This window comes from Bibersteinia trehalosi USDA-ARS-USMARC-188 (assembly GCF_000521725.1).
Classification (GTDB): domain Bacteria; phylum Pseudomonadota; class Gammaproteobacteria; order Enterobacterales; family Pasteurellaceae; genus Bibersteinia; species Bibersteinia trehalosi.
Map to the genome: position 1 here is coordinate 704005 of NZ_CP006954.1, position 18321 is coordinate 722325.

At 40.6% G+C, this 18321-nt stretch carries 21 protein-coding genes and 1 tRNA gene; 13 read left to right on the forward strand and 9 right to left on the reverse strand.

The features are described from left to right. Positions 1-281: 281 nt before the first annotated feature. On the forward strand, positions 282-923 hold the full coding sequence (gene sodA / locus F542_RS03375) for a superoxide dismutase [Mn] (RefSeq protein WP_015432932.1): 642 nt from the start codon (positions 282-284) through the stop codon (positions 921-923). Positions 924-980: 57 nt separating this feature from the next. Here the strand turns inward: sodA and upp are convergent, their stop codons facing one another. The 3 genes from upp to rpmE form a co-directional block, all read right to left on the reverse strand. Continuing rightward, complete coding sequence (upp, locus tag F542_RS03380; RefSeq protein WP_015432931.1) at positions 981-1607, reverse strand: uracil phosphoribosyltransferase; 627 nt, start codon at positions 1605-1607, stop codon at positions 981-983. A 61-nt stretch (positions 1608-1668) separates the two neighbouring features. Next, complete coding sequence (gene ilvY, locus F542_RS03385; RefSeq protein ID WP_015432930.1) at positions 1669-2556, reverse strand: HTH-type transcriptional activator IlvY; 888 nt, start codon at positions 2554-2556, stop codon at positions 1669-1671. A 47-nt stretch (positions 2557-2603) separates the two neighbouring features. Beyond that, entirely contained in the window at positions 2604-2816 is a 213-nt protein-coding gene (gene rpmE / locus F542_RS03390) for a 50S ribosomal protein L31 (protein WP_015432929.1), read from the reverse strand. 255 nt (positions 2817-3071) lie between these two features. On the opposite strand from rpmE, the gene tkt reads away from it, so the two are divergent. Continuing rightward, the gene (tkt, locus tag F542_RS03395) at positions 3072-5069 is read left to right on the forward strand and encodes a transketolase (protein ID WP_025266900.1); all 1998 of its coding nucleotides are present in this window, start codon (positions 3072-3074) and stop codon (positions 5067-5069) included. A gap of 47 nt (positions 5070-5116) precedes the next feature. On the opposite strand, the gene ruvX is transcribed toward tkt, so the two are convergent. Genes ruvX through F542_RS03415 form a run of 4 tightly spaced genes read right to left on the reverse strand, consistent with a single transcriptional unit; the run spans position 5117 to position 7466 of the window. After that, complete coding sequence (gene ruvX / locus F542_RS03400; RefSeq protein WP_015432927.1) at positions 5117-5533, reverse strand: Holliday junction resolvase RuvX; 417 nt, start codon at positions 5531-5533, stop codon at positions 5117-5119. After that, positions 5533-6093, reverse strand: coding sequence for a YqgE/AlgH family protein (locus tag F542_RS03405; protein ID WP_144084227.1), 561 nt, complete (start codon positions 6091-6093; stop codon positions 5533-5535). The genes ruvX and F542_RS03405 overlap by 1 nt, the downstream gene beginning before the upstream one ends. After that, complete coding sequence (gene rsmE, locus F542_RS03410; protein ID WP_025266902.1) at positions 6084-6821, reverse strand: 16S rRNA (uracil(1498)-N(3))-methyltransferase; 738 nt, start codon at positions 6819-6821, stop codon at positions 6084-6086. The genes F542_RS03405 and rsmE overlap by 10 nt, the downstream gene beginning before the upstream one ends. Positions 6822-6878: 57 nt before the next feature. Then, complete coding sequence (locus F542_RS03415) at positions 6879-7466, reverse strand: YajG family lipoprotein (protein WP_025266903.1); 588 nt, start codon at positions 7464-7466, stop codon at positions 6879-6881. Between the two features lie 86 nt (positions 7467-7552). Between F542_RS03415 and F542_RS03420 the strand changes: the two genes are divergently transcribed. Beyond that, on the forward strand, positions 7553-7864 hold the full coding sequence (locus F542_RS03420; RefSeq protein ID WP_025266904.1) for a BolA family protein: 312 nt from the start codon (positions 7553-7555) through the stop codon (positions 7862-7864). 105 nt (positions 7865-7969) lie between these two features. Then, positions 7970-8059 (forward strand) — tRNA-Ser (locus F542_RS03425). Between the two features lie 171 nt (positions 8060-8230). Here the strand turns inward: F542_RS03425 and F542_RS03430 are convergent. Next, positions 8231-8605, reverse strand: a complete 375-nt coding sequence (locus F542_RS03430; RefSeq protein ID WP_025266905.1) for a copper resistance protein NlpE — start codon at positions 8603-8605, stop codon at positions 8231-8233. 1 nt (position 8606) lies between these two features. Further along, complete coding sequence (locus F542_RS03435; protein ID WP_015432921.1) at positions 8607-8948, reverse strand: DciA family protein; 342 nt, start codon at positions 8946-8948, stop codon at positions 8607-8609. Positions 8949-9056: 108 nt separating this feature from the next. Between F542_RS03435 and secM the strand changes: the two genes are divergently transcribed. The 9 genes from secM (at position 9057) to F542_RS03480 (ending at position 18099) form a co-directional block, all read left to right on the forward strand. Continuing rightward, entirely contained in the window at positions 9057-9368 is a 312-nt protein-coding gene (gene secM / locus F542_RS03440) for a secA translation cis-regulator SecM (protein WP_025266906.1), read from the forward strand. A 103-nt stretch (positions 9369-9471) separates the two neighbouring features. Beyond that, positions 9472-12192, forward strand: a complete 2721-nt coding sequence (gene secA / locus F542_RS03445) for a preprotein translocase subunit SecA (RefSeq protein WP_025266907.1) — start codon at positions 9472-9474, stop codon at positions 12190-12192. Between the two features lie 69 nt (positions 12193-12261). Further along, positions 12262-12669: an 8-oxo-dGTP diphosphatase MutT gene (gene mutT / locus F542_RS03450; RefSeq protein ID WP_025266908.1), complete on the forward strand. Its 408-nt coding sequence runs from the start codon at positions 12262-12264 to the stop codon at positions 12667-12669. A 114-nt stretch (positions 12670-12783) separates the two neighbouring features. Continuing rightward, complete coding sequence (trpE, locus tag F542_RS03455; RefSeq protein WP_042365584.1) at positions 12784-14334, forward strand: anthranilate synthase component I; 1551 nt, start codon at positions 12784-12786, stop codon at positions 14332-14334. A 97-nt stretch (positions 14335-14431) separates the two neighbouring features. After that, a complete protein-coding gene (locus F542_RS03460; protein ID WP_025266910.1) occupies positions 14432-15022 on the forward strand; it encodes an aminodeoxychorismate/anthranilate synthase component II in 591 nt (196 codons plus the stop codon). Beyond that, entirely contained in the window at positions 15015-15401 is a 387-nt protein-coding gene (locus F542_RS03465; RefSeq protein ID WP_025266911.1) for a tautomerase family protein, read from the forward strand. The genes F542_RS03460 and F542_RS03465 overlap by 8 nt, the downstream gene beginning before the upstream one ends. Before the next feature lie 18 nt (positions 15402-15419). Next, positions 15420-16424 (forward strand): anthranilate phosphoribosyltransferase, encoded by a 1005-nt coding sequence (gene trpD / locus F542_RS03470; RefSeq protein WP_025266912.1) that lies wholly within the window; start codon positions 15420-15422, stop codon positions 16422-16424. Positions 16425-16481: 57 nt separating this feature from the next. Next, complete coding sequence (locus F542_RS03475) at positions 16482-17348, forward strand: DUF808 domain-containing protein (RefSeq protein ID WP_025266913.1); 867 nt, start codon at positions 16482-16484, stop codon at positions 17346-17348. Continuing rightward, the gene (locus tag F542_RS03480; protein WP_025266914.1) at positions 17341-18099 is read left to right on the forward strand and encodes a class I SAM-dependent methyltransferase; all 759 of its coding nucleotides are present in this window, start codon (positions 17341-17343) and stop codon (positions 18097-18099) included. Before F542_RS03475 ends, F542_RS03480 begins: the two co-directional genes overlap by 8 nt. Positions 18100-18321: the final 222 nt, after the last annotated feature.

Sequence of the window (18321 nt, forward strand, 5' to 3'; positions counted from 1 at the left end):
AAGAAGATAAATAAGCGAAAACGGAGAGCCTTGGCTCTCCGTTTTTTATGGGCGGTATAATCGATATTCATGCCAGTATGGCTGTACAAGCGGTCTAAAAATGAAAAAATTTTGCAAATGGTGTTAAGAGAAAGGGCAGGAGCGGGAGAGGGAGGTTAAATATGAAAACCTTATAAGTTTTTGAGCGAGATCAAAAAAATATGCTTTTAACGAAATTTCTTGTTAGAATATCCGCTGAGTTTTTACTCATATTTAACCTATTATTTTTTGAGGATTTAACTATGGCATATACATTACCTGAATTAGGCTACGCTTATGATGCGTTGGAGCCGCATTTCGATGCAAGAACAATGGAAATTCACCATTCTAAACACCACCAAACCTATGTAAATAATGCAAACGCAGCATTAGAAGCTCATCCTGAGTTATTAGAAAAATGTCCAGGTGCATTAATTAAAGATTTAAGCCAAGTGCCTGCGGATAAACGTGTTGCTGTGCGTAACAATGTTGGTGGTCATGTAAACCATACACTATTTTGGAAAGGTTTAAAAACAGGCACTACATTACAAGGTGCATTAAAAGAGGCGATCATTCGTGATTTTGGTTCTGTTGAAAATTTCCAAGCAGAATTTGAAAAAGCTGCAACTACTCGTTTTGGCTCAGGCTGGGCGTGGTTAGTTTTAAATGAAGGAAAATTAGCGGTAGTTTCAACTGCGAACCAAGATAACCCATTAATGGGGGTGGAAGTCGCAGGCTGTGAGGGATACCCTATTTTAGCGTTAGATGTTTGGGAACACGCTTACTATTTACATTATCAAAACCGTCGTCCAGATTACATTAAGGCATTCTGGAATGTAGTAAACTGGGATGAGGCTGCCCGTCGTTTTGAAGATAAAGTGGCAACTTGTGGTTGTGCAAAATAAGCATATTGTAGCAAGCTAAACGAAAGGCGGAATTAAATTCCGCCTTTTTTGTTAGAACTATTTGGTTCCGAAAATTTTATCACCTGCATCGCCTAAGCCAGGAATGATGTAGCCGTTTTCATTTAAGTGGCTGTCGATTGATGCGGTATAAAGCTCAATATCTGGGTGTGCCGCTTCTAATGCCTTAATCCCTTCTGGTGCAGCAACTAGAACTAATACCTTAATATGTTTGCACCCCGCTTCTTTTAACAGATCGATAGTTGCGATCATTGAGCCACCAGTTGCCAACATTGGATCAACCACAATCGCTAAACGCTCGCCAACATCGTTCGCTAATTTTTTGAAGTATGGAACAGGTTCTAACGTTTCTTCGTTACGGTAGATCCCCACTACACTAATTCTTGCGCTTGGGATGTGTTCTAGAACTCCGTCCATCATACCTAAACCCGCACGTAAAATTGGCACAACGGTTACTTTTTTCCCTTTAATTTGTTCAACTTGTACTGGGCCATTCCAACCATCAATGGTAATTTGTTCTGTTTCTAAATCTTTGGTGGATTCATAGGTGAGTAGGCTACCTATTTCAGTAGCTAATTGACGGAAATCTTTAGTGCTGATATCACCCGCTCTCATTAAACCAATTTTATGTTTAACCAGAGGATGTTTAACTTCAATAACTTTCATTTTTATCTCCTATTGGGGCTGGGAATATCGTATTATTTTATCAGAAATTCAGGCTGAGAGTTTAATCCAGATCAGACAAAATTGACCAAAATGCATTAATAATTGGCTCTTGCAAGCGACGTTGTTGTAGCAAAATGCCGAGTTCAAAAGATTCGATAGGCTGCTCAAGATGGAAAAAAGAAACTTGGTTATTTACAGGGCTATGCTGCGCAACGACATCAGGTAATAAAGCAACGCCACAACCAACAGCCACCATGGGTAGAATTGCTTCGTGTCCTTCCACGCTTGCATAAATTTTGGGCTGTTTAATTTTTTGCATTTTAAACCAAGCATCGATCCGCTTACGAGCAGGGCCATCAACTGGTAGGATAAATGGTACTTCGTTCCAATTAATCTCTTTTTGTTGCAGTAATTGTGTGGCAGGGCAGGCAATCCTAGGCACAATAAGAGAAAGGTGAATATCATCAATATAGTGAAATTCAATATTACTAGGTAAATGCTCCGGCTTGCCGGCGAGAGAAATATCAACTGACAGTGATTGGACATTATGTAATGCCTTTGCTGGATCACCAGTGCTAAGTTGAATATCAATTCTGGGGTATTTGCGCCGGAACTTATCCAAAATTCTGGGCAAATGGCTGTAAGAAGCGGTGACAGAACAAAATAGTTTCAGCTCACCCTCTAATTCGGTCGTTTTGGGGGATAGTCGATGTTGTAGTTCTAACCATTCTGCCCATGATTTTTCAGCAAAATGGCGAAATTTAGTACCAGCCTCAGTTAAATGTACTTGACGATTATCACGTAAAAAAAGCGGCTGGCCCAGCTCGTCTTCCATTCGTTGGATATGGCGAGAAAGGGCAGATGGACTAAGATGGTTTTTCTCTGCAGTTCGGGCAAAATTGCGATTTTGCACAATATCAAGAAAAAGCTTAAGGCTTTGAAATTCCATAAAGATACAAGATAAACAAAACCCCACAAAATTGTGGGGTTCGTAAATTATTTGATGCCTGGAATGCTGAAGCGTTTGTTGAAACGTTCTACACGACCACCAGTATCAACAACACGTTGTTTACCAGTGTAGAATGGGTGGCAGTTACCACACACATCAAGGTTTAAGTTTTTACCTACTGTAGAACGAGTTTTGATTACATTACCACAAGAACAAGTTGCAGTAATTTCAGTATATTCTGGGTGAATACCTTGTTTCATTATAGAGAACCTCATAAGAGACCATATCGCCACTAGCCGAGCGAGATAAGCAGTTCCGACTAGTACCATATGTATTAAAAAACACCAGGCCGTAGCCTAGCACCAAAAGAGCGCGTATTCTACGCTAATTTAAATTTGATTTCAACAATTCAATTCTGTGATTGAGATCACATTTTCTACTGATATTTTCCATTTGAAAGTGGAAAAATAGTGTAAAATCAGCGTACTTTTCACTTTGTTTTTTTAGGAGAAAATATGACAGAACGTAAAGTGTTAGCCAATGCGATCCGTTTTTTAAGCATGGACGCGGTGCAAAAAGCAAATTCAGGGCATCCCGGTGCACCAATGGGAATGGCTGATATTGCAGAAGTATTATGGCGTGATTTTTTATCGCATAATCCAACTAACCCTGCATGGGCAAACCGCGACCGTTTTGTGTTATCAAACGGACATGGCTCAATGCTGATTTATAGCCTATTACATCTTTCTGGCTATGACCTTTCTATCGATGATCTCAAACAATTCCGTCAGCTACATTCAAAAACGCCTGGCCACCCTGAATATGGCTATACTCCTGGTGTAGAAACGACCACCGGCCCGTTAGGTCAAGGGATTACCAATGCAGTTGGCATGGCAATTGCAGAAAAAACTTTAGCAGCACAATTTAACCGAGAAGGTCATGAAATTGTAAATCACTACACTTATGCATTTTTAGGTGATGGTTGTTTAATGGAAGGTATCTCACATGAGGCTTGTTCATTAGCAGGTACTTTAGGCTTGGGTAAATTAATCGCATTTTACGATGATAATAATATTTCAATTGATGGGCATGTTGATGGTTGGTTCTCTGACGATACTGCTCAACGTTTTGAAGCTTATGGATGGCATGTTATCCGCAATGTTGATGGTCATAATCCAGAACAGATCCAAGCTGCAATTGAATACGCTCAAGAAGAGAAACACCGTCCGACCTTAATTATCTGTAAAACCATTATTGGCTATGGTTCACCAAACAAATCAAATTCACATGATTGTCACGGGGCTCCATTAGGTGATGCGGAAATTCAAGCTGCACGTGAATTTTTAAATTGGGATTACGCGCCATTTGAAATCCCTACAGAAGTTTACGCGGCTTGGGATGCTAAAGTACGTGGTCAGCAAGCTGAAGCAGAATGGAATGCTAAATTTGCGGCGTATCAAGCTGCTTACCCAGATCTCGCGGCAGAATTTACACGTCGTGTAAATGGTGATTTACCAGAAAACTGGGCGAAAGATAGCCAAGCGTTCATTGAACAGTTACAAGCAAATCCAGCTACTATTGCTAGCCGTAAGGCGTCACAAAATGCGATTGAAGCTTATGCTAAATTATTACCAGAGTTTTTAGGTGGTTCTGCCGATCTTGCAAGTTCAAACTTAACCTTATGGTCTGGCTCTCGCCCAATTCGTGCAACCGAAAACCAAGATGGCAACTATATCAACTACGGTGTACGTGAGTTCGGTATGTCTGCGATTATGAATGGTATTGCCCTACACGGTGGTTTCATTCCTTACGGTGCAACCTTCTTAATGTTTATGGAATATGCGCATAATGCAGTGCGTATGGCAGCATTAATGAAACAGCGTGCATTATTTGTTTATACTCACGATTCTATTGGCTTAGGTGAAGACGGCCCAACTCACCAGCCTGTAGAGCAAACTTCAGCGCTACGTTTAATTCCAAATCTTCAAACTTGGCGTCCGTGCGACCAAGTGGAATCTGCGGTAGCATGGAAAGCCGCAGTTGAGCGTAAAGATGGTCCATCAGCATTAATTTTCACTCGCCAAAATCTTGTGCAAATGGAACGTACAGCAGAACAATTAGCTAATGTGGCTCGCGGTGGTTATGTCTTAAAAGATTGTGCAGGTACACCTGATTTAATCTTTATAGCGACAGGTTCTGAAGTAGAATTAGCTGTAAAAGCTGCCGAACAATTAACTGCAGAAGGCAAAGCTGTACGTGTGGTTTCAATGCCAAGCACTAATTTATTTGATGCGCAAGACGAAGATTACCGTGAAAGCGTATTACCAAGTTCTGTAACCAAACGTGTTGCAATTGAAGCAGGTATTGCAGATTTCTGGTATAAATATGTTGGCTTTGGCGGACGTATTGTGGGTATGAATAGCTTTGGTGAGTCAGCACCAGCGGGAGAACTATTCAAACTCTTCGGCTTTAGCGTTGAAAATGTAGTTGCGAAGGCAAAAGAGATTTTATAATCATAACGCTTAAAAAAAACAACCGCTTGTAAACAAGCGGTTGTTTTTTATAGATTATTTTCAAACCAACTTTCTAAAATTAGGCAAGCAGAGATAGAATCTACTTTACTTTTTTTCAACGCACGGAATCCTCCTCGCTCAAAAATTTCACTGCGTGCTTCGACAGTGGTTAGACGTTCATCTTGCAGCGCGATCGGAATATTAAAGCGTCCGTTTAAGCGATTAGCGAATTTTTTAGCACGTTGAGTTAAAGGTTGTTCCGTTCCATCCATATTCAGAGGTAAACCAACAACTAATAAATCTGGTTGCCATTCTTGAATCACATTACCAATTATTTCCCAATTGGGGATGCCATCTTGAGCTTTAAATGCTGGTAAGCCTTGAGCAGTGCCGGTAATACTTTGTCCTACTGCACAGCCAATGCTATTGGTGCCAAAATCAAAGGCTAAAATTGTTTGACTCATTATGCGCGACCTGCCTTTGCGGGGATAGTGTTAAAACCTAGTAAATCATAGGCTTTAGCCCAACGATCAAGATAGCCGGTTTCAAAAAGAATTTGTTCATCAGCTTCCCCGACTAGCCATAAATTACGTGCTATTTCTTGCTCTAATTGCCCAGATTTCCAAGTGCAGCACCCTAAGCATACTATAAAATGCTCTGGTGAATTATCTTGTCCAAAGGTATCTAAAATATCGCCTGAAGTAGTTAATACGATATGTTCTGTAACAGGGTAACTGTGTAAAAATGCATTTGTTGTTGGGGTATGTAGAATAAAGCCTCGTTCTTGTGCAACAGGCCCTCCACTAAGCACTAGCTGATCCTTGCTATAACTTCGTTCATTTGCCATTAAAAAATCCATTTTAGCAAGTAACTCCATCACGGAAAGATCCGTGGGTGAGTTAATCATTAGTCCCATTGCACCTTGCTCGTTATGGTCGCAGATATAGATGACAGCACGATCAAAATAATTATCGTCCATATCTTGAGTGGCGATTAATAGTTGCCCCTGTAAATTCATTCGCAGAGATCTCCGTATAATGTTTGCAAAGCGCTAATTGTTGCGAGCGAAGCCGTTTCTGTACGTAATATTCGCTTACCAAGGAGCACTTCGGTAAAGCCTTGTTGTTCTGTCATGATGATTTCTTCTGCGGATAATCCGCCCTCTGAGCCAATAAGTAAACGCACGCCTTCTTTTGGCATATTTGGTAAGGATTTCAAGGTATATTTAGCGCGCGGATGAAGATTTAATTTTAGCATCGCATCTTGCTCTTTACACCAATCACTGAGTTTCATGATTGGGCGAATTTCTGGTACAACATTGCGTCCGCATTGTTCACAAGCTGAAATAGCAATTTTCTGCCACTGTTGTAATTTTTTATCTTGGCGCTCACTATCAAGTTTTACGCCACAGCGCTCAGACCATAATGGTGTGATAGTTGTTACACCGAGTTCAACCGATTTTTGAATGGTAAATTCCATACGATCGCCACGAGAAATCACTTGCCCTAGATGGATTGGTAGTGGACTTTCACGATCATCAAACTGTGAATGGTGGATGATAACTTCAATGTATTTTTTGCTGATAGTTTGAATAGTGGCATTAAAAATGTGGTTTGAGCCATCAAATAGAATTAACTCTGCGCCTTCACCCATACGTAAGACGCGCCCAACATGGTTGGCAGCATCATCGCTTAAAATACAGTGGCTTTGGTTGGCGAGGGGAGTTGGATGATAAATTCTTGGTATTCTCATAGTGAATGTTAAGCGGTCGATTTTGCAAAAATTCTGCAAAATTAACCGCTTGTTTGATTATTTTAAGTAGTGGATTGCTTGGGTTAATTCATTATCGTTGTAGATCGATTGAATTATTTCGCTATAGGTTTGATTTAATACCTTACGGATACCATTATTATCTGCGCCAAATGCGCCTTCATAAGCACGAGTAGTATTAAAGTTTTTGGTAAAGTTGCCTTTTGCTCCTTGCACTTGTACTTCCAAAGCAATTTCAGAAGAAATTTTGTGACGTAAATTGCCTTGTTCGACATTAGCAAAGAATTTTTTTACATTTACCACTAAATTCACATTGCCATTCGCAGGTACGACACCAAAACCTTTACTATTAAGATTCTGTTGCATGGCTTGCTGAAATAACTGACGTACATCAGGCACAGCAGTGAGTTTTTTCACATTACCGGCAGTGGTATAGCTCGCGACTTCAGCAGAGTTACGCAAATCATATGTCGTGACATTAACTGCAGCCGTTTGATTTTGAGTATTAAAACTGGCTGTTGGAACAGGAGTCGTGAACAAAATTGTATTTGACTGGCTTTGGCAGCCGGCTAATAGCGCTGCTCCAAATAGCGTTAAAACACAAAAGGATTTTTTTGAAAACAACATAGGCTTTCCTTAATCTGTTAGGGTAAAATTTTGTGACAAAGTATAGTATTATTCACGCCAAATTGCCAAAAATTCAAGGAGAAATTATGTCTGTTGAACAAACGATTGTAAGCAAACTGCATGAGCGCTTTAGCCCAACAGTGTTACATATCGAAAACGAAAGTCATCGCCATAGTGCTGGGCGAGGCGCAGAATCCCATTTTAAAGTAGTACTCGTTTCTGACGTTTTTAATGCTATGCGGGCAGTTGCTCGTCATCGTGCGGTGTATGAATGCTTAGCCCAAGAGCTGGAAAATGGAGTACATGCCCTAGCTTTGCACCTTTATACTTTAGCTGAGTGGGAAGAAGATGGTGAAGCAATTCCAGCTTCGACCAATTGTGTTGGACATGGCAAATAGATTTATTTTATTTTCTAAAAAAATTGCTTGCCTTGACAACGAAAAGTCAGTATAGTTCGCCGTATCTTTCAAATGTGCATTTAAATGCACATTTTTTATTGATTCGGTGAGATGTCCGAGTGGTTGAAGGAGCACGCCTGGAAAGCGTGTATATGCGAAAGTGTATCGGGGGTTCGAATCCCCCTCTCACCGCCATTCAGTAGAGTGAAAGAATCTCCTTACTGTTTTCATAGATATTTCCTTGGTTAAGTTAAAGTAGTTAATACTTTATTTCTTAAAGTAGCCCAAACTTTTTGTTTGGGCTTTTTTTTTATCCTGTTTTAAACAAAAAGCTACAGAGCAATGTCGCTGTAGCTTTTTCGGTTATTATTTAGCAATTTTCTGTAATCGGTAATCTGATTTCCCTTGTACGGGCTTACCATCAGGGCCACATAATTCGGCATGGGTTTCGCTGATTAAAACGGCTAAATTCTCCGAGTTTTCTAAACGAACCACATTAGGATTTTGTTTGTCCCAGCTATATTTTCCTTTGTCGGTGAATGGATATTCTTGTCCGCGTTTATAATAAACTGTGTGATATTCATAGCTATTATCTTGGTTTAAAGTTAATTCTGCTTCAATTTTTTCGCAGTCGGCGCAAGGTAAGGTGCCTTTGAATACGCCTGAAACGCCTTTTTGTGGGGCGAAGCTTGAACAGGCGCTCAATAGTGTTGCTAACGCAAGAAATGCCATTTTTTTCATATTAAAAGTCTCCTCGTTGAGTAAAATGAATGGATTCAGTTAGTTTAAAATTAGGATCCACACGAATATTTAATGCATGTACCTGTGGCAAATCCTGTTGAATAAGTTTTAATAATACCCCTTGTTGTAGCAGTAAACCTTGACGTATAGTCGCATTTGGCACTTCCAACACAAGTTGATTATCAGCTAAATTACGAATACGGTAGAGTCCACGGTAAATACTAGGCAATGATTGTTGTATTTTATCATTTAAGCTATTTAACTCAGTGGCACGTTGGACTATGCGATGCAACGCAGAGTTCTGCAAAATTTCACTAATATTTTTAGTTGTTGAATTTTTCATCGTGTTAGCTCATTTTCCCTTGTTTTTGGCGTCAATCACCCCAATAAACCGACCTATTCTATAAAAATTATCGTATAATCAACACAATTTTTTTGAATTAAACCACGAATGACTCTCTTTTCTCGTTTCACAAAACCGACTTTTTGGACGCAATTCTTCTTTGGGATCGTTGCGATTTTGGCGTTACCTGAAGTTTCACATAGCGAAAGCCATAACACAGATAACGTGGCTGAGCAGCAAGTGTTGAATGTTGTTCCGACAATCAAACAAGCTGATAGCGAGCAGATTTTTCTACAGCAAGCACGTACGAGTGTGCAGCAGCCGATAAAACAAGCGGTTGAAATTTGTATTTTTTCTGCAAAATACTACCGCTTGGAATGTCATCCTAATCCACCGATTCGGGCGGGGCCTGTTGCTTAAATTTTTCAATTTTTATGGGATAAGGTTAAACGTATTCCAATTCTGTCAGAAATGAGCAAATGCTCATTGCACATAGTGATTTTATCTTTTTAATGGAATTTTTATGTTTTCAAAATTAGCCACAGCGATCTTTGGCTCAAGCAATGATCGCACTTTAAAGCGTTTAAATAAACGAGTTGCACAAATTAATAAATTAGAACCTGAGTTTGAAAAATTAAGTGACGAAGCATTAAAAGCGAAAACCGCGGAATTTAAGCAACGCCTTGCCGATGGTGCAAGTCTGGATAGTTTATTGCACGAAGCGTTTGCGACAGTGCGGGAAGCAAGTAAGCGTGTATTAGGTATGCGTCATTTCGATGTGCAATTAATTGGCGGTATGGTGCTGACTAACCGTAATATCGCAGAAATGCGGACAGGAGAAGGCAAAACCTTAACCGCAACCTTACCTTGCTATCTTAATGCGCTTACCGGTAAAGGCGTACACGTAGTAACAGTCAATGATTACCTTGCTCGTCGTGATGCAGAAACCAATCGTCCACTATTTGAATTCTTAGGTATGACTGTTGCGGTAAATATCCCAGGCTTATCAGGCGAAGCTAAACGAGCTGCATATGCTGCTGATATTACTTATGCGACTAATAGCGAATTAGGCTTTGACTATTTACGTGATAATCTTGCTCATAGCAAAGAGGAACGTTTTCAACGCCAATTACACTATGCGTTAGTCGATGAAGTAGATTCGATCTTAATTGATGAAGCACGCACACCGCTAATTATTTCAGGTCCATCAGAAAATGCCACGGAAGTTTATCAAGCGATTAATACGATTATTCCGCATTTGATTGCTCAAGATAAAGAAGATACTGAAGAGTATACTGGTGATGGCGACTTTACGTTAGACCTTAAAAATAAACAGGCAAGTTTAACCGAACGTGGTCAGGTTAAAGTGGAGCAATTATTGGTACAACTTGGTTTGATGCACGAAAATGAAAGTTTATACCAACCTTCTCGTATCGCCTTATTACATCATGTTTATGCCGCCTTGCGTGCACATAAATTATTCGAAGTGAATGTAGATTACATTATCAAAGACGGTGAAGTGGTGATCATTGATGAACATACGGGGCGTACAATGGCGGGACGTCGTTGGTCAGACGGTTTACATCAAGCGATTGAAGCAAAAGAAGGGGTAACGATTCAAGGTGAAAACCAAACAGTAGCCTCTATTACCTATCAAAACTATTTCCGCCTTTATGAGAAATTAGCGGGAATGACGGGCACAGCGGATACTGAAGCTTTTGAATTCCAACAAATTTATGGTTTAGATACCGTTGTTATCCCAACTAATCGCCCAATGATTCGTGATGATCGTACTGACTTAATGTTCAAAAGTGAGCCTGAAAAATTTGCAGCGATTATCAAAGATATTCAAGATTGTATGGCTCGCCAACAACCTGTGTTGGTCGGGACAATATCCATTGAAAAATCAGAGGCACTTTCTGCGGCGCTGAATAAAGCAGGTATTGCTCATAATGTATTAAATGCAAAATTCCACGCCCAAGAAGCAGAAATTGTCGCCGAAGCAGGTCGCCCTGGTGCGGTAACCATTGCCACGAATATGGCTGGTCGAGGCACGGATATTGTACTTGGTGGAAACTGGAAAGCGGAAGTGGCGAAATTAGAAAATCCAACTGATGAGCAAGTTGAAGCAATCAAAGCAGAATGGCAAAAAAATCACGATATTGTGATGCAGGCAGGTGGTTTGCATATTATCGGCACGGAACGTCATGAATCTCGCCGCATTGACAACCAGTTGCGAGGTCGTTCAGGTCGTCAAGGTGACCCAGGTTCATCTCGTTTCTACCTTTCATTAGATGATGCCCTAATGCGTATTTATCTGAATGAAGGCAAGCTCAATATGATGCGTAAGGCCTTTACCGAAGAAGGCGAAGCGATGGAATCGAAACTTTTAACTAAAGTAATCGCTTCAGCACAAGCCAAGGTAGAAGCGCATAACTTTGATGGTCGTAAGCATTTGTTACAGTATGATGATGTGGCAAATGAACAACGTAAAGCGATTTATGAGCAACGTAACTATCTACTTGAAACCGATGATATTTCAGCGATGATCGAAACTATCCGTAGTGATGTTTATAATGCGGTTATCGATCAATATATTCCACCGCAATCTATCGAAGAAATGTGGGATGTGCCGGCGTTGGAAACTCGTTTAAAACATGAGTTTGGTTTGGATTTACCGCTAGTAAAATGGCTTGAAGAAGATAACAATCTGCACGAAGAAACTTTGCGTGAACGTATTATTGCCATTGCAACAGAGCAATATCAAGCTAAAGAGGCAGTTGTTGGTGCGGAAGTCATGCGCAGCTTTGAAAAAGGCGTAATGCTACAAAACTTAGACGAACTTTGGAAAGAGCATCTTTCTGCAATGGATTACTTGCGCAAAGGGATTCATTTGCGTGGTTATGCTCAGAAAGATCCAAAACAAGAGTACAAAAAAGAGTCATTTGCAATGTTTACCGAATTGCTTGACCGCTTAAAAATGAATGTGATCAGCATCTTAAGCCGCATTCAAGTTAAAAGCCAAGAGGAAATTGAACGCGAACAACGCTTAATGACAGAAGCACAACAAGCGGCAGAAAATGGTGAACAGGGTGGATTTGTCGCTGGCGATGTTAATGAAAATAAAACAGTGCTAAGTGATGAAGATTTTAAAAATCTGAATATCAGCCGTAATGACCCTTGCCCTTGTGGTTCAGGTAAGAAATATAAGCATTGCCACGGCAATAAAGCAAAATATGCGTAATTAAAACAAGCGGTGCGTTTTTGCAAAAAATCGGCAAAAACACACCGCTTGCCTTTAAGAGAGAATGCTATGACTAAACCGATAATCCAAGTTGCTGCAGGCATTATTCGTAATGAATTTGGGCAACTTTATTTGACTCGTCGTCAAGATGGGCAAGATTTTGCGGAATCTTTAGAATTTCCTGGTGGGAAAATTTCACAAAATGAAACGCCAGAGCAAGCGCTTAGCCGAGAACTTGAAGAAGAGATCGGTATTCATATTCTTGGCGCATTTCCTTACGAAAATTTCCGTTTTGAATATCCGACAAAAATCATCGAATTTTTCTTTTACTTGGTTGAAGAGTGGGTCGGTGAACCTTTCGGGCGAGAAGGGCAAGAAGGATTCTGGATTGCCCAATCCGAACTCGAAGAAGGATTATTTCCGCCGGCAAATTTGGAGCTGATTCGTAAATTAAAAGCGGAAGTAAATGCAGGATAATGAAAGGCTGATACATTAGTATCAGCCTAATTTTTATCCATAAAATAGAATAATACTTGACGAATTACTTTTGTACTAGTTTAATAGTGCAAAATTTCTTTCAAGGCATTGAATATGGTTCAAGTTCATCAAACACAGCTTCCTTATTATCAAGATACTACCGCACTGTTTCACTATCTTTGTGGTGCTTGTCCGCATACGCTGTTATTAGATAGTGCGGAAATTCAAAGTAAAAATAGCACGAAAAGTTTATTATTTGCAGTTTCTGCGGTGCAGATAAATTGTGATGGGAATACCGTAACCTTTAGTGCATTAACGGAAAATGGGCAAGCCATTTTGCCGAACATTCAAACCGCATTAAATCAATTAAATCCTACCCCAATTTGCACTTTTTCGGCGGAAAATCACCACTTGCAGGCGGTTTTTCCTGAAATTTCCGCAGAGCTTGATGAAGACAGTAAACTTAAAACCACCACAATTTTTGATGGTTTGCGTTGTGTGCAACGTCTGTTTGCAGGCAGTGAAAGCCCTGTCTATGTAGGTGGTTTGTTTAGCTATGATTTAGTCGCGCAATTTATGCCAATGCAGGGGATTGAATTAAAAGATGATGGATTAACTTGCCCTGATTTTAGTTTTTATCTTGCCGAGCAGTTGATTTTTATTGATCACCAAACGGAAACAGCAACCTTGCATTCGTTCTGTTTTAGTCCTGAACAAGCGGAAAATATCCAACAACAAGCGGTGCAAATTAGCGAAAAATTGGCAAAACAGCAACATCAACCATTAGCGCTTGAAACCCAATCAGTGCAAGGTGAAGCGGTGGCAAATTTAGATGATGATCAATTCAAAGCGATTATTCGTCAGCTAAAACATCATATTCATATTGGCGATGTGTTCCAAATTGTGCCATCTCGCCGTTTTAGCTTGCCTTGCCCGAATACGCTCGCGACTTATCGTCAGCTAAAAATCAACAACCCAAGCCCGTATATGTTCTTTATGCAGGGGGAAAATTTCACCTTGTTTGGGGCATCGCCTGAAAGTGCGTTGAAGTATTGCCATCAATCTCGCCAGTTAGAAATTTACCCAATTGCCGGTTCTCGCCCTCGTGGCTTTGATGAGCAAGGCAACATTGATCCCGAATTAGATAGCCGTTTGGAATTAGAATTGCGTTTAGATCAAAAAGAGTTAGCCGAGCATTTGATGTTGGTGGATCTTGCTCGTAACGATGTGGCTCGTGTGTGTGAAAGTGGTTCTCGCCGTGTCGCCGATTTAATGCAGATTGATCGCTATTCTCACATTATGCACTTGGTTTCCCGAGTGGTGGGGACACTTCGCACCGATTTAGACGCATTACACGCCTACCAAGCTTGTATGAATATGGGGACACTTACGGGGGCACCGAAAATTAAAGCTATGCAGTTGATTTATCAATTTGAGCAACAAAAACGCCATAGTTACGGTGGCGCAGTGGGCTATTTAACTTCCGATGGCAGCTTGGATACTTGTATTGTGATTCGCTCCGCCTTTGTGCAAAATGGTATGGCTTATGTCCAAGCAGGTTGTGGCGAAGTGCTGGATTCCGACCCGCAAATGGAAGCCGATGAAACACGCCATAAAGCAAGGGCGGTATTGAAGGCGATTGAGCAGGTTAATTGTTCGCAATAATAAGGTAGGGGCGAACCGATGTGTTCGCCCGAATATCCCACGAAATCAATGGGCGGACACATCGGTCCGCCCCTACACAAATAAAACAAGGCAACATATGGCAAACATTCTTTTCGTTGATAATTTTGATTCTTTTACTTACAACTTGGTTGATCAATTTCGCCAATTAGGGCATTCGGTTACGATTTTCCGCAACGATTATCCTTTACAGGCTTTTTTAGACAAAGCTCGCAGTACGCCAGATTGCATTGTGGCGTTATCTCCCGGCCCCGGTAATCCAAGTGAAGCGGGTAACCTTTTGGCGATTATTCGTGAATTGCAAAATGACGTGCCATTGATAGGCATCTGTTTAGGGCATCAAGCCATTATTGAAGCCTTAGGTGGGGAAGTGGTGCATACTGGCACGGTGCTACACGGTAAAGTCTCTAAAATTGAACACGATAATCAGGCAATGTTTGCAGGCATCAACAACCCAATGCCAGTGGCTCGTTACCATTCGTTAATGGGTGATAAATTGCCCGAAGCATTAACGGTCAATGCCAAATTTGGTGAGATTATTATGGCAGTGCGTCATAAAACCTTACCGATTTGCGGTTTTCAATTTCACCCAGAATCTATTTTAACGGTGGAAGGGAGTAAGCTATTGAAACAGTCAGTTCAATGGCTATTGGAGGCAAAAAATGATTAGTGTTTACGGATTAAAACACACACTTGCACCACGCCGAGCTCTCATTGCAGACATTATTTTTAGCTGCCTTGAGGTCAATTTAGGCATTCCTAAGCAACGGCACGCTTTACGGTTTGAGTTACTTGATGATGAGAATTTTTATTTGCCTGTAAATCGTAGTGACAATTTTTTAGTGATTGAAATTAATTTAATGCAAGGGCGTTCAGAGCAACTCAAAAAACGTTTAATTAAAGGCTTATTTAGTGCGTTGCATTCAAAAGCTGGCATTATGCCGATGGATGTCGAGATTACGATTAAAGAACAACCCGAACATTGCTGGGGATTTCGTGGAATGACAGGTAATGAAGCCACAGATTTAGAATATCAAGTGCATCGATAAGACAATAAGGAAGAAAATATGCAACACGAACAAATTTTAGAAAAACTCTTTAGTCATTGTTTGCTATCTCAAGCCGAAAGCCATTATTTATTCAGCCAAATTATGCAAGGACAATTATTACCAGAACAGCTTGCGGCAGCATTAATTGCCTTGAAATTACGGGGGGAAACCATTGAGGAAATTAGTGGTGCAGTGGTTGCAACGCTCGAAAATGCTCAGGCTTTTCCACGTCCTGATTATGCCTTTGCGGATATTGTCGGCACTGGGGGAGATGGGCAAAATACGATTAATATCTCAACCGCAAGCAGTATTGTTGCGGCAACGATGGGTTTTCCGATTGCGAAACACGGTAGCCGTGGGGTATCAAGCCCAACGGGGGCGAGCGATGTATTATCAGCATTAGGTATTAATGTCGCAGTTTCGCCTGAAACCGCTCGCCAAGCATTAGACGAGATCGGTTTATGTTTTCTGTTTGCGCCAAATTACCACACGGGCTTTAAACATGCTATTCCTGTACGTCAAGCATTAAAAACGCGCACACTTTTCAATATTCTCGGACCGCTCGTAAATCCTGCTCGCCCAAGACATCAGCTATTAGGTGTTTATTCTCCAGAGTTGTTAAAAATCTATGCCGAAACGGTAGCTAACTTGGGACATAAACATACAATCGTTGTGTATGGTGCAGGGCTAGATGAAGTGGCGGTACACGGTGAAACGCAAGTGGCAGAGATTGAAAATGGCAAGATTCGCTATTACCGCTTAAGCCCTGAAGATTTTGGCATTACTCGTCATTCTATTGAGTCGCTAAAAGGCGGTGAGCCTGCTGAAAATGCAGCAAAAATTACCGCTTTATTACAAGGTAAAGGCGAGATAGCGCATATTGATGCGGTAGCGGTGAATGTTGCACTACTCATGAAATTATTTGGCAAAACGGATTTAAAAGCCAATGTTATGCAGGTAAAAAATGTGCTTGAAAGTGGAAAAGCATTTGAAACTTTGCAGAAATTAGCGCAATATAGCTAACCGAACTCTTCTCAACCTAAAGCCCACTTTGTGTGGGCTTTCTTTATTGGATAAATTATGGCTGGAGCATCTCTTTTTACACTTTTAGATGATATTGTCGCAGTGTTAGACGACATTGCATTAATGACCAAACTTTCTGCCAAGAAAACCGCTGGGGTAATTGGTGATGATTTGGCATTAAACGCCAATCAAGTAAGTGGCAAAGATATTCGTGCAGAACGAGAATTACCTATCGTTTGGGCGGTGGCGAAAGGTTCATTACTAAATAAAGTGATTTTAATCCCCCTTGCTTTGCTGCTCTCAATTTATCTGCCGTGGTTAATTAATCCGCTATTAATGATTGGCGGGGCTTACCTCTGCTTTGAAGGGGTAGAGAAATTACTGCACAAATTTTTGCATAAAAATCATGAAAATGCACCGCTTGTTGAACGTTCCGAAAATGAAAAAATCAAAGGGGCGATTCGTACCGATTTTATTCTTTCGGCAGAAATTGTGATTATCGCGTTAGGCGTGGTTCAAGGTGCGGAAATGATGACGCAAATTATTTCACTGTCATTAGTTGGTATCGGTATTACTATTTTTGTTTATGGGCTGGTCGGCTTAATTGTTAAGCTAGATGATATTGGTTTATGGCTGATGAAAAAGCACAATGTGACAGCACAAGCCCTTGGAAAATCATTATTATTTGCTATGCCAAATTTAATGAAAGCGCTATCAGTGATAGGCATGGTGGCGATGTTTTTTGTTGGGGGCGGTATTTTTAGCCATAATTTACCGATATTACACCATTTCATCGAGAGCCTTGCGCTACCAAGTTCGTTAGCCTTTTTGGTTGATCCGATTGTCGGTGTGATTGTGGGGATTATTGCTTGTGTGATTATCCTGCCACTCATGAAGATTTTTGCAAGTGGTAAGCATGACTAAGCAGAGTATTTACGATAACCCCATTTTCTTTGAACGCTACAAACAGTTGCGAGGTAACCCAGTTAGCTTAAATGAAGTGGTAGAAAAGCCTACTATGTTTTCGCTTTTACCCGATATTAACGGCAAAAAAGTCTTAGATTTAGGCTGTGGTGCTGGTGGACATTTATTGCATTATTTAGACCGAGGAGCAGTAAAAGTCGTTGGGCTGGATTTATCGCAAAATATGCTTAATCAGGCACAAGTTGATTTTGATACCTTGGGAATAGACAGTGAAAAATACGCATTTTACTGTTTGCCAATGGAGCAGATTGAGCAAATTCCTGATGCCAGTTTCGATTTAGTCACCAGCTCTTTTGCCTTTCACTATGTGGATAATTTCCCTGAACTTTTGGCAAAAATTTCCGCTAAATTGACCGCTTGTGGCACGCTGATTTTCTCACAAGAACACCCGATTACCACCTGCTATAAATCGGGCTATCGTTGGGAAAAGAACGAACAGAAACAGCAAGTTGCTTATCGTTTGAATTATTATCGAGATGAGGGCGAGCGAGAGCGGAATTGGTTTCAACAAGCCTTTAAAACTTATCATCGCACAACAGCAACGATTTTAAATAATTTAATTCAGGCAGGGTTTGACATTGAGCAAGTTGAAGAGCCGATGCTTGCTGAAAAGCCCGAATGGCACGATGAATTTAAAGATCTGCAACATCGTCCTCCACTGCTATTTGTGAAAGCGAAAAAAAGGGTTTAAGTTATTCACATTGGCTGTGGATAATGTTGTGAATTAGCTTAGAGTAACAAGGGTAAAAAATCCAGAAAGCCTGTATTGTCAAGCTTGGGCTATTCTCATTACTTGATTGATTAGAAAATAGCGGCTTGAGTTTGTCGAATAAGCCACAAATTTAAAATTTCTCCTGCTGACTCTCTTTACAAATCTATACTTTTGTTGATTAATAACGGTATTCGTTACGTA

Excerpts from the sequence above, each read along its gene's own strand:
- sodA (WP_015432932.1), top strand. The coding sequence starts at position 282 with ATGGCATATACATTACCTGAATTAGGCTACGCTTATGATGCGTTGGAG.
- upp (WP_015432931.1), bottom strand. The coding sequence starts at position 1,607 with ATGAAAGTTATTGAAGTTAAACATCCTCTGGTTAAACATAAAATTGGT.
- ilvY (WP_015432930.1), bottom strand. The coding sequence starts at position 2,556 with ATGGAATTTCAAAGCCTTAAGCTTTTTCTTGATATTGTGCAAAATCGC.
- rpmE (WP_015432929.1), bottom strand. The coding sequence starts at position 2,816 with ATGAAACAAGGTATTCACCCAGAATATACTGAAATTACTGCAACTTGT.
- tkt (WP_025266900.1), top strand. The coding sequence starts at position 3,072 with ATGACAGAACGTAAAGTGTTAGCCAATGCGATCCGTTTTTTAAGCATG.
- ruvX (WP_015432927.1), bottom strand. The coding sequence starts at position 5,533 with ATGAGTCAAACAATTTTAGCCTTTGATTTTGGCACCAATAGCATTGGC.
- rsmE (WP_025266902.1), bottom strand. The coding sequence starts at position 6,821 with ATGAGAATACCAAGAATTTATCATCCAACTCCCCTCGCCAACCAAAGC.
- F542_RS03415 (WP_025266903.1), bottom strand. The coding sequence starts at position 7,466 with ATGTTGTTTTCAAAAAAATCCTTTTGTGTTTTAACGCTATTTGGAGCA.
- F542_RS03420 (WP_025266904.1), top strand. The coding sequence starts at position 7,553 with ATGTCTGTTGAACAAACGATTGTAAGCAAACTGCATGAGCGCTTTAGC.
- F542_RS03430 (WP_025266905.1), bottom strand. The coding sequence starts at position 8,605 with ATGAAAAAAATGGCATTTCTTGCGTTAGCAACACTATTGAGCGCCTGT.
- F542_RS03435 (WP_015432921.1), bottom strand. The coding sequence starts at position 8,948 with ATGAAAAATTCAACAACTAAAAATATTAGTGAAATTTTGCAGAACTCT.
- secM (WP_025266906.1), top strand. The coding sequence starts at position 9,057 with ATGACTCTCTTTTCTCGTTTCACAAAACCGACTTTTTGGACGCAATTC.
- secA (WP_025266907.1), top strand. The coding sequence starts at position 9,472 with ATGTTTTCAAAATTAGCCACAGCGATCTTTGGCTCAAGCAATGATCGC.
- mutT (WP_025266908.1), top strand. The coding sequence starts at position 12,262 with ATGACTAAACCGATAATCCAAGTTGCTGCAGGCATTATTCGTAATGAA.
- trpE (WP_042365584.1), top strand. The coding sequence starts at position 12,784 with ATGGTTCAAGTTCATCAAACACAGCTTCCTTATTATCAAGATACTACC.
- F542_RS03460 (WP_025266910.1), top strand. The coding sequence starts at position 14,432 with ATGGCAAACATTCTTTTCGTTGATAATTTTGATTCTTTTACTTACAAC.
- F542_RS03465 (WP_025266911.1), top strand. The coding sequence starts at position 15,015 with ATGATTAGTGTTTACGGATTAAAACACACACTTGCACCACGCCGAGCT.
- trpD (WP_025266912.1), top strand. The coding sequence starts at position 15,420 with ATGCAACACGAACAAATTTTAGAAAAACTCTTTAGTCATTGTTTGCTA.
- F542_RS03475 (WP_025266913.1), top strand. The coding sequence starts at position 16,482 with ATGGCTGGAGCATCTCTTTTTACACTTTTAGATGATATTGTCGCAGTG.
- F542_RS03480 (WP_025266914.1), top strand. The coding sequence starts at position 17,341 with ATGACTAAGCAGAGTATTTACGATAACCCCATTTTCTTTGAACGCTAC.